Origin of the sequence: Nocardia cyriacigeorgica NBRC 100375, from assembly GCF_000308555.1 — a bacterium.
In the GTDB taxonomy this organism is placed as follows: Bacteria; Actinomycetota; Actinomycetes; order Mycobacteriales; family Mycobacteriaceae; genus Nocardia; species Nocardia cyriacigeorgica.
Genome location: NZ_BAFY01000133.1, coordinates 22,114 through 28,857, shown reverse-complemented (window position 1 = coordinate 28,857; position 6,744 = coordinate 22,114). Strand labels below are relative to the sequence as shown.

7 protein-coding genes are annotated in these 6,744 nt (G+C 69.2%); 4 read left to right on the top strand and 3 right to left on the bottom strand.

The window, feature by feature from the left end:
- The 4 genes from RJ05_RS13415 to RJ05_RS13400 form a co-directional block, all read left to right on the top strand.
- The coding region (locus RJ05_RS13415) for a PucR family transcriptional regulator (RefSeq protein ID WP_162140632.1) at positions 1-1,136 on the top strand (1,136 nt) is incomplete at its 5' end.
- A 43-nt stretch (positions 1,137-1,179) separates the two neighbouring features.
- The gene (locus RJ05_RS13410) at positions 1,180-1,800 is read left to right on the top strand and encodes a TetR family transcriptional regulator (RefSeq protein ID WP_051016537.1); all 621 of its coding nucleotides are present in this window, start codon (positions 1,180-1,182) and stop codon (positions 1,798-1,800) included.
- On the top strand, positions 1,787-2,551 hold the full coding sequence (locus RJ05_RS13405) for a glucose 1-dehydrogenase (protein ID WP_036537414.1): 765 nt from the start codon (positions 1,787-1,789) through the stop codon (positions 2,549-2,551). Before RJ05_RS13410 ends, RJ05_RS13405 begins: the two co-directional genes overlap by 14 nt.
- A gap of 232 nt (positions 2,552-2,783) precedes the next feature.
- Entirely contained in the window at positions 2,784-3,695 is a 912-nt protein-coding gene (locus RJ05_RS13400; RefSeq protein ID WP_036537413.1) for an alpha/beta hydrolase, read from the top strand.
- Here RJ05_RS13400 and RJ05_RS13395 read toward each other — a convergent pair.
- The 3 genes from RJ05_RS13395 to RJ05_RS13385 all read right to left on the bottom strand — a co-directional run bounded on the left by RJ05_RS13395 (position 3,692) and on the right by RJ05_RS13385 (position 6,686).
- Positions 3,692-4,285, bottom strand: a complete 594-nt coding sequence (locus RJ05_RS13395; RefSeq protein ID WP_036537412.1) for a TetR/AcrR family transcriptional regulator — start codon at positions 4,283-4,285, stop codon at positions 3,692-3,694. The two genes, RJ05_RS13400 and RJ05_RS13395, sit on opposite strands and share 4 nt — an antisense overlap.
- Before the next feature lie 65 nt (positions 4,286-4,350).
- Entirely contained in the window at positions 4,351-5,229 is an 879-nt protein-coding gene (locus tag RJ05_RS13390) for a short-chain dehydrogenase/reductase (RefSeq protein WP_036537411.1), read from the bottom strand.
- The gene (locus RJ05_RS13385) at positions 5,226-6,686 is read right to left on the bottom strand and encodes a flavin-containing monooxygenase (protein WP_036537422.1); all 1,461 of its coding nucleotides are present in this window, start codon (positions 6,684-6,686) and stop codon (positions 5,226-5,228) included. The genes RJ05_RS13390 and RJ05_RS13385 overlap by 4 nt, the downstream gene beginning before the upstream one ends.
- Positions 6,687-6,744 lie beyond the last annotated feature (58 nt).

Sequence of the window (6,744 nt, the reverse complement as noted above, 5' to 3'; positions counted from 1 at the left end):
GACTCCAGGACGTCATCGCATTGGACGAGCGGCTGATCGAAACCGTGGTCGGCGGTCGGGGGCTGGACGGGTTCGTCGACCTCGCCCATCAGGTGCTGGCGGTGCCCGCGGCCGTGCTCGATCCGGCCGGTGGCGTGCTGGCCGCCCACCCTGGGGACTGGGTGGAGGCGATCGCCGAGCAGGCCGGTGACGCGGAGTTCGCGGGCGTGATCGCCACCGGGAAACCGCTCGAACTGCGAGGCTGCACCGTGGTGCCGGCCAAGGCCGGCGGGACCCATCTGGCGACGCTGGTCCTGGCCGGCTCGATACCCGCGGGGCACAGTGGGCTGCTCGACCGGCTGGCGATCTTCCTGACCGTGCTGCGCCTGTTCGACCAGGCCGCCCACGATTCCGCGCAGCGGCAGCAGTTCGAGGTGCTCGATGACATCCTTTCCGGGCGTGGGGTGGATCCCGAGCAGGTGCGGCGCCGCGCGGCGTGCTTCGGTCTCCGGCCCGGCGACCGGTTGACCAGCGTTGTCATCGACGTGCACGGCGCCGATCACCGGCGCATCGATGCGCACGTCCGGCGAGTGCTCGGCACCAGCCGGGCGCTGGTGGCCGAGCACGGCGGGCATCTGTGTGTGCTCGTGGCCGACGGGCAGCACACGGTCGCGGCGCTGGAACGGGAGTTCGCGGCACACGGTGTGCTCGCGACGATCGGTTACGCCGGGCCGGTGGCCGGACTCGACGCCGTCGCCGCCACCCATCGGCAGGCCGAACGGGCGCTGTCGACGCTGGTCCTGCTGGGCCGCGCGGGCCAGAGTCTCGATGGCAGCCGGCTCGGCGCGGTCGGTCTGTTGCTCGACGCGGCAGGCAAGCTCGGCGTCGACTACGAGCCACTCGGCGAGATCGCGCCGCTGATCGGCTACGACCGGGACCACGGGACCGCGCTCACCGAGACCGCCTGGACGTTTCTGGAAACCAATGCCGCACTGGCCGATACGGCCGCTCGGCTGTTCATCCACCGCAATACGGTGCGGCAGCGGCTGGCCCGCATCGCCGATCTGCTGGGCGCGGACTGGCTGGACACCACCCGCCGCCTCGACCTCCACCTGGCGCTGCGCATCTGGAAGTTGGGGTCGGCTCCCACTCAGTAGACCGATAACGGCAGTTTCTGCCATTAAAGCGTAGGCTGGGGGCATGGCACGGAAGCCACTGGAGCCAGAAGTCCTGGTCGGCATCTCCCGCACGTGCGCGGACCTGTTCGTCCGCGCGGGCGGGTCGTCGCCGACCGTCGCGGAACTGGCGGCGGCGGCCGGGCTCGCCGAACGCAGCTTCTACCGCTACTTCCCGACCAAAGAAGACAGCCTGCGGCCGATGTTCGACGACGGCAACCACGCCTTCGCCCGGGCCATCGACGCTCGGCCCGAAGCCGACAGTTTCGCCGACGTGCTCATGCACGCCTTCGAACGCACCTTCGCCGACACCGGTGACGAGCAGTCGCGCGCGATCATGGCGACCGTCTTCGCCGACCCGGCCCTGCGGCGGGTCTGGCTCGAGGCCAGCTACGAGACCGCGGCGGTCATCCGGCCGGGCATCGCCCGCCGGATCGGCGCCGAGGAAGCCGCTATCGCCACCACTGTGGCCTGCGGTCAGGCGGTGCTGTTCGTCATCGCGGGCATGACCCACATGGTGCGCGACGGACTGTCCTCGGCCGCGGCGGCCGCCGCTGTCGCCCGTGCCATGTTCGGGCGCACCGAAACTTCGAGCGGTGCCGCATCCGCACCGCGAAACGAAAGGAATCTCAATGAATCTCGCTGACAAAGTCGTCCTGGTCACCGGTGGCGCGCGTGGGCTCGGTGAAGCGTTCGCGCGCGGCGTCGTCGCCGCAGGCGGGCAGGTCATGATCGGTGACCTGCTCGACGAGGAAGGCGCCGCCGTGGCTGCCTCGCTCGGCGACAAGGCCGGCTATGTGCACCTCGATGTGACCGATCCGGCCGACTGGCAGGCCGCCGTCGACGCCACCGTCGCCGCGTTCGGCAAGCTGAACGGCGTGGTCAACAACGCGGGCATCTCCGCATCCGGCCAGACCGTCGCCGACGAGCCGCTGGACACCTTCCAGCGCATCATCCAGATCAACCTGGTGTCGGTGTACACCGGAATCCACACCGCGGTCCCCGCCATGCGCGCGGCGGGCGGCGGCTCGATCGTCAACATCTCCTCGGCGGCCGGGCTCATCGGCATGGCCTTGACCGGCGGATACGGTGCGGCGAAATGGGGAGTGCGCGGGCTCACCAAGGTGGCGGCAGTGGAGCTGGGGCGGGAGAACATTCGCGTCAACTCCGTCCACCCCGGCATGGTCTACACCCCGATGACCGCGCCCACCGGCATCAGCCCGGAACCGGGCGCCTTCCCCAACAACCCGTTCCAGCGAGTGGGCCGGGCCGAAGAGCTCGTCGGTGCCGTCACCTACCTGCTCAGCGACGCCGCCTCCTACACCACCGGCGCCGAGCTCGCCGTGGACGGTGGATGGACCGCCGGGCCGTCGGTGGAATACATCATGGGGCAGTGAGCCGTCTCGGTCGGACGTCCCGGCCAGGCGGGCGCTGTCGGCCCACAAGGGCTTGTGCCAGTTCGCCGTTGCGCGCGGACCTGTGCGGGCGTGGTCACCGCCAAATCTGAGTAGTCCGTTCCGCGAGAACCGGGCAACGGTCATCAGCGCCGATCAACCGCTATTTCGGCCGTCCTTCGGGATCGGTGGAACGCGAGTTGTGGGCGGGTGTCCCGGGCAGCAGGCTTGGCGCATGGAATATCACCGATACGCCCAGTTCCTTCCTCCCGACTACCTCGCCGAGCCGATGGCTGTCCCGGACTCGACATGGTGGTCCTGGCGCGGGCACCGGGTGCACGTCGCTCGCGGCCGGTCGGCCGAGGCACCGGTGCGAGTGCTGGCGGTGCACGGCGCCGGTGGCCACGCCGGACTGGTGTGGCCGTTGGCGGCGCTCGCCATGCGGGCCGGGGTCGACGCGATGGCGATCGACCTGCCGCTCTATGGCGACACCGTGGTGCCGGATCCGCGGTCGATGCGCTACACCGACTGGGTCGAGCTGCTGTGCGAGTTCGTCTGTGCCGAAACCGAGTCCGATCCGAGACCGCTGGTCGTGTTCGGCGCCAGCATGGGCGGGATGCTCGCCTACGAGGTCGCCGCCCGCACCGGGGCGGTCACTCAGGTGGTGGCGACCTGTCTGCTGGATCCGTCCGATCCGGCCGCGCGGCGGGCAGCGGTGCGGTGGTCGTTCACCGGTGGTGTCGCGCCGGCACTGCTGCGAACGGTGCGGCCGCTGCTGGGTCGGGTACGGGTGCCGATCCGATGGCTGGTCGACATGGGCAATATGAGCCTGGACCCCGCGCTGACGCGGCTGTGTGGATCGGACCCGAAGGGCGGCGGTGTGCGGGTGCCGCTGGGGTTCCTCGCCGACTTCCTCGACTTCGCACACACTCCGCCGGAAACGGCGACGACACCGCTGACCCTGGTTCATCCGGCGGCCGATCGCTGGACGCCACCAGAACTGAGCGTCCGGTTTCTCGACCGTATCGCCGCGCCGACGCAGCTCGTGCTCTTGGATGGCTGCGGGCATTTCCCCATCGAAGAACCCGGTCTCGGCCAGTTGGAGGATGCGTTGACGGGCGTACTGGAGGAGGTCGTGGGCCGCTAATCCGGCGGCGCGGAGATGATCCGGAGCGCCAGCGTCATCAGCGCATCGGTGTCGAGCCTGCGGCGGGTCAGCACGCGATGCACGTGTGCGTCGATGGCGTGGACCAAGGTGTGAGCGAGGTACTGCGGGTCCGCGCCACCGCGCCCGCACCGTTCGAGGTGGAAGGCGACCTCCGCCGCCAGATGATCCTCGAAGGCGTGCAGCGCCGCCGCCTCCTCGGCCGAGCGCGGCGCCACCCGATGCAGCAGCGCATGCAGCGCCGGCCGGTCCCGATGTAATTCGACCACCGCGTTCAGGATCGCCCGCAGCGTCTCCTCGAAACCCGGCCGGGTAACCCGCAATTCGGCGAACACCACATCGAGATGCGCCCGCGCCTGCACCAGATGCCGCTCGGCCAGCGCCCGCAATAACGCGTGCTTGTTCGGAAAGTACTGATACAACGTGCCGACCGACAACCCCGCCCGCTCCGCGATCCGATTGGTCGTCGCCGCGAGCCCCTCCCGGGTGAACATCTGCGCAGCCGCCTCGAGCAGCGTATCCACCGTCTCCCGGGACCGCCGCTGCCGCGGAACCTTGCGCACCTCGCCCATCGCGTTCCCACTCTAGGCGCGCAAGCAGGTCAGGGGTGGATGAGGCGACTCTCGAGGGGCCCACGTCAGGTGCTCAGCGCGCGCTGCTCCAGCCGCCGGATGAGCGCGTGCACCTTCGGGTCCGCGGCCAATCGGCTGTCGAGGGCGATGTTCACCGCGCCGCGCAGCAGTGCGTAGGGCTCCCAGCCGGAAGGGGCGATGGTGCGGGCGGCGCGGCGGGAGATGCCGTCGGCGATGGTGCGGGCGGCGTGTTCGGCGGTGATGCGGACGTTGAGGGGCCAGGGGAGCATGGCGTCGAGTTCGATGCCGAGTTCGTCGGCGTCGAGCATGTCGTGGGTCATCGCGGTCTCCACCACGCCGAAGTAGGCGATGCCCGCGCTGGCGCCGACGGCGGCGAGCTCGACCCGCAGCGCGCGGCCGAATTGCTCGACGGCCGCCTTGCTCATCATGTACGGCGATCCGCCCATCCCCGGGGCGAAGGCCGCGCACGACGACACCACGACGACATGGCCTTTCGCCGCGATCACCGCATCGAGGGCGGGATGTACGGTATTGAACACCCCGGTCAGGTTGATCCCCAGCACGCGATCGAATTCGCGCGGGTCCATCGTGCGCACGGTCGCGGGTGCGGGGGTCACTCCGGCATTGGCGACGACGATATCGAGCGCCCCGAAACGTTCGATCGCGCGATCCACCGCCGCACTCATCTGCGCCCGGTCGGCGACATCGGCGCCGACCGCGAAGGCCCGCGGGCCCAGCGCGCGGGCCGCCGCCCGCGCCGCCGCCGCATCGATATCCACCAGCACCACAGAAGCGCCACGGGCGTATAGGATCTCGGCCAGTTCCAGCCCGATGCCCTGCCCGGCGCCGGTGATCAGCGCGGTTCTTCCGGCGACGCGGTAATCGCCACAGCCGGCGAAGGGGTTGAACGGCAGGCCGATCACCGGGTCACCTCGTAGGAATGCGCGTCGAATTTGCTGGTGCGGCGGCGGTATTCGAAACTCCAATTCGGGTACAGCCCGGCGTTTCCACCCTCGGGGGTGGTGTAGTAGCTGGTGCACCCGCCCGTCAGCCAGACCGTCGAGGCGCTGCGCTCGGCCATCTCGCGCACGAACGCGTCCTGCACATGGCGGCGTACCTCGACCCGCCGGGCGCCGCTGTCGCGCATCGTCTTCAACGCGTCCACGATGTAGGTGATCTGCGATTCGATCATGTAGATCGCGGACTGGTTGCCCGCCGCTCCGAACGGCGCGAGGGTCGCGAAGAAGTTCGGGAACTCCGCGACCGCGGTGCCGAGGTAGGACTGCGGCCGCCGGTGGTACAGGTCGGCGATGGATCGGCCCTTGCGCCCGACGAACCGATCGAAGACCGAGGGAATCGGATCGAATCCGGTGCCGTAGATGATCGTGTCGACCGGGATCTCCGCCCCGGCCCACGTGATGATGGATCGCGGCCTGACCTCCGCGATCGGGTCGGTGACCACATCGACGTTCGGCTGGTCCAATGCCGGGAGATAGGCGTCGGAGAAGATGGCACGTTTGCAGCCGATCATGTAATCGGGAGTCACCTTCCTACGCAATTCCGGGTCCCTGATCTGGCGCCGCAACTGCATCCGCCCCAGCAGCTCATAGGGATGGCGGAAGCGGTTGTCCACGAACCCGACCAGGCCGAAGCCCTCGATGAGGGTGTACCAGGTGCCGCGAAGGGCCTTCTGCGCCAGCGGCACCCGGTCCAGGATCATCCGCTCCAGTGCGACCGTGCGCCGGTCCATGCGCGGCACGATCCACGGCGCCGATCGCTGAAAGACGGTCAGTCGCCCGACCTTTGGCTGGATCGCCGGAATGAACTGCACCGCGGACGCGCCGGTGCCGATGACCGCGACCCGCTCACCGGTCAGATCGTGATCATGGTCCCAGTGCAAGGAATGAAAGGCGGTGCCCTCGAAGGACTCCAGTCCGGGCAGCGACGGATACTTCGCCTCGGCGAACACTCCCGCCGCCGAGATCAGGAAATCCGCGGTGAGCGGGCCGCGCGAGGTGTCGATGTGCCATCGCGAGCGCTGCTCGTCCCAGCGGGCGGCGGTCAGCTCGGTCTCGAAGCGGATATGGCGCACCACATCGTGTTCGGTCGCCACCGAGCGCAGATACTCGAGGATCTCCCGCTGTTTGCCGTAGGTGCGCGACCAGCGCGGATTGGGCGCGAACGAATAGCTGTAGAGGTGTGAGGGCACATCGCAGGCGCAACCGGGATAGGTGTTGGCCTGCCAGGTGCCACCGAGATCGCCGGCACGCTCGAGCACGACCAGATCGTGGAAACCGGCTTCCCGGAGCTTGATGGCCAGCCCGATTCCGCCGAATCCGGCGCCGACGATCGCGATAGGGGTGTGTTCGGGGCTGGACATCGCAGTGGTCTCCTCGTCGGGGTGCGTGCAGACGCGCGTGCGTCGAGTACTCGGGAGC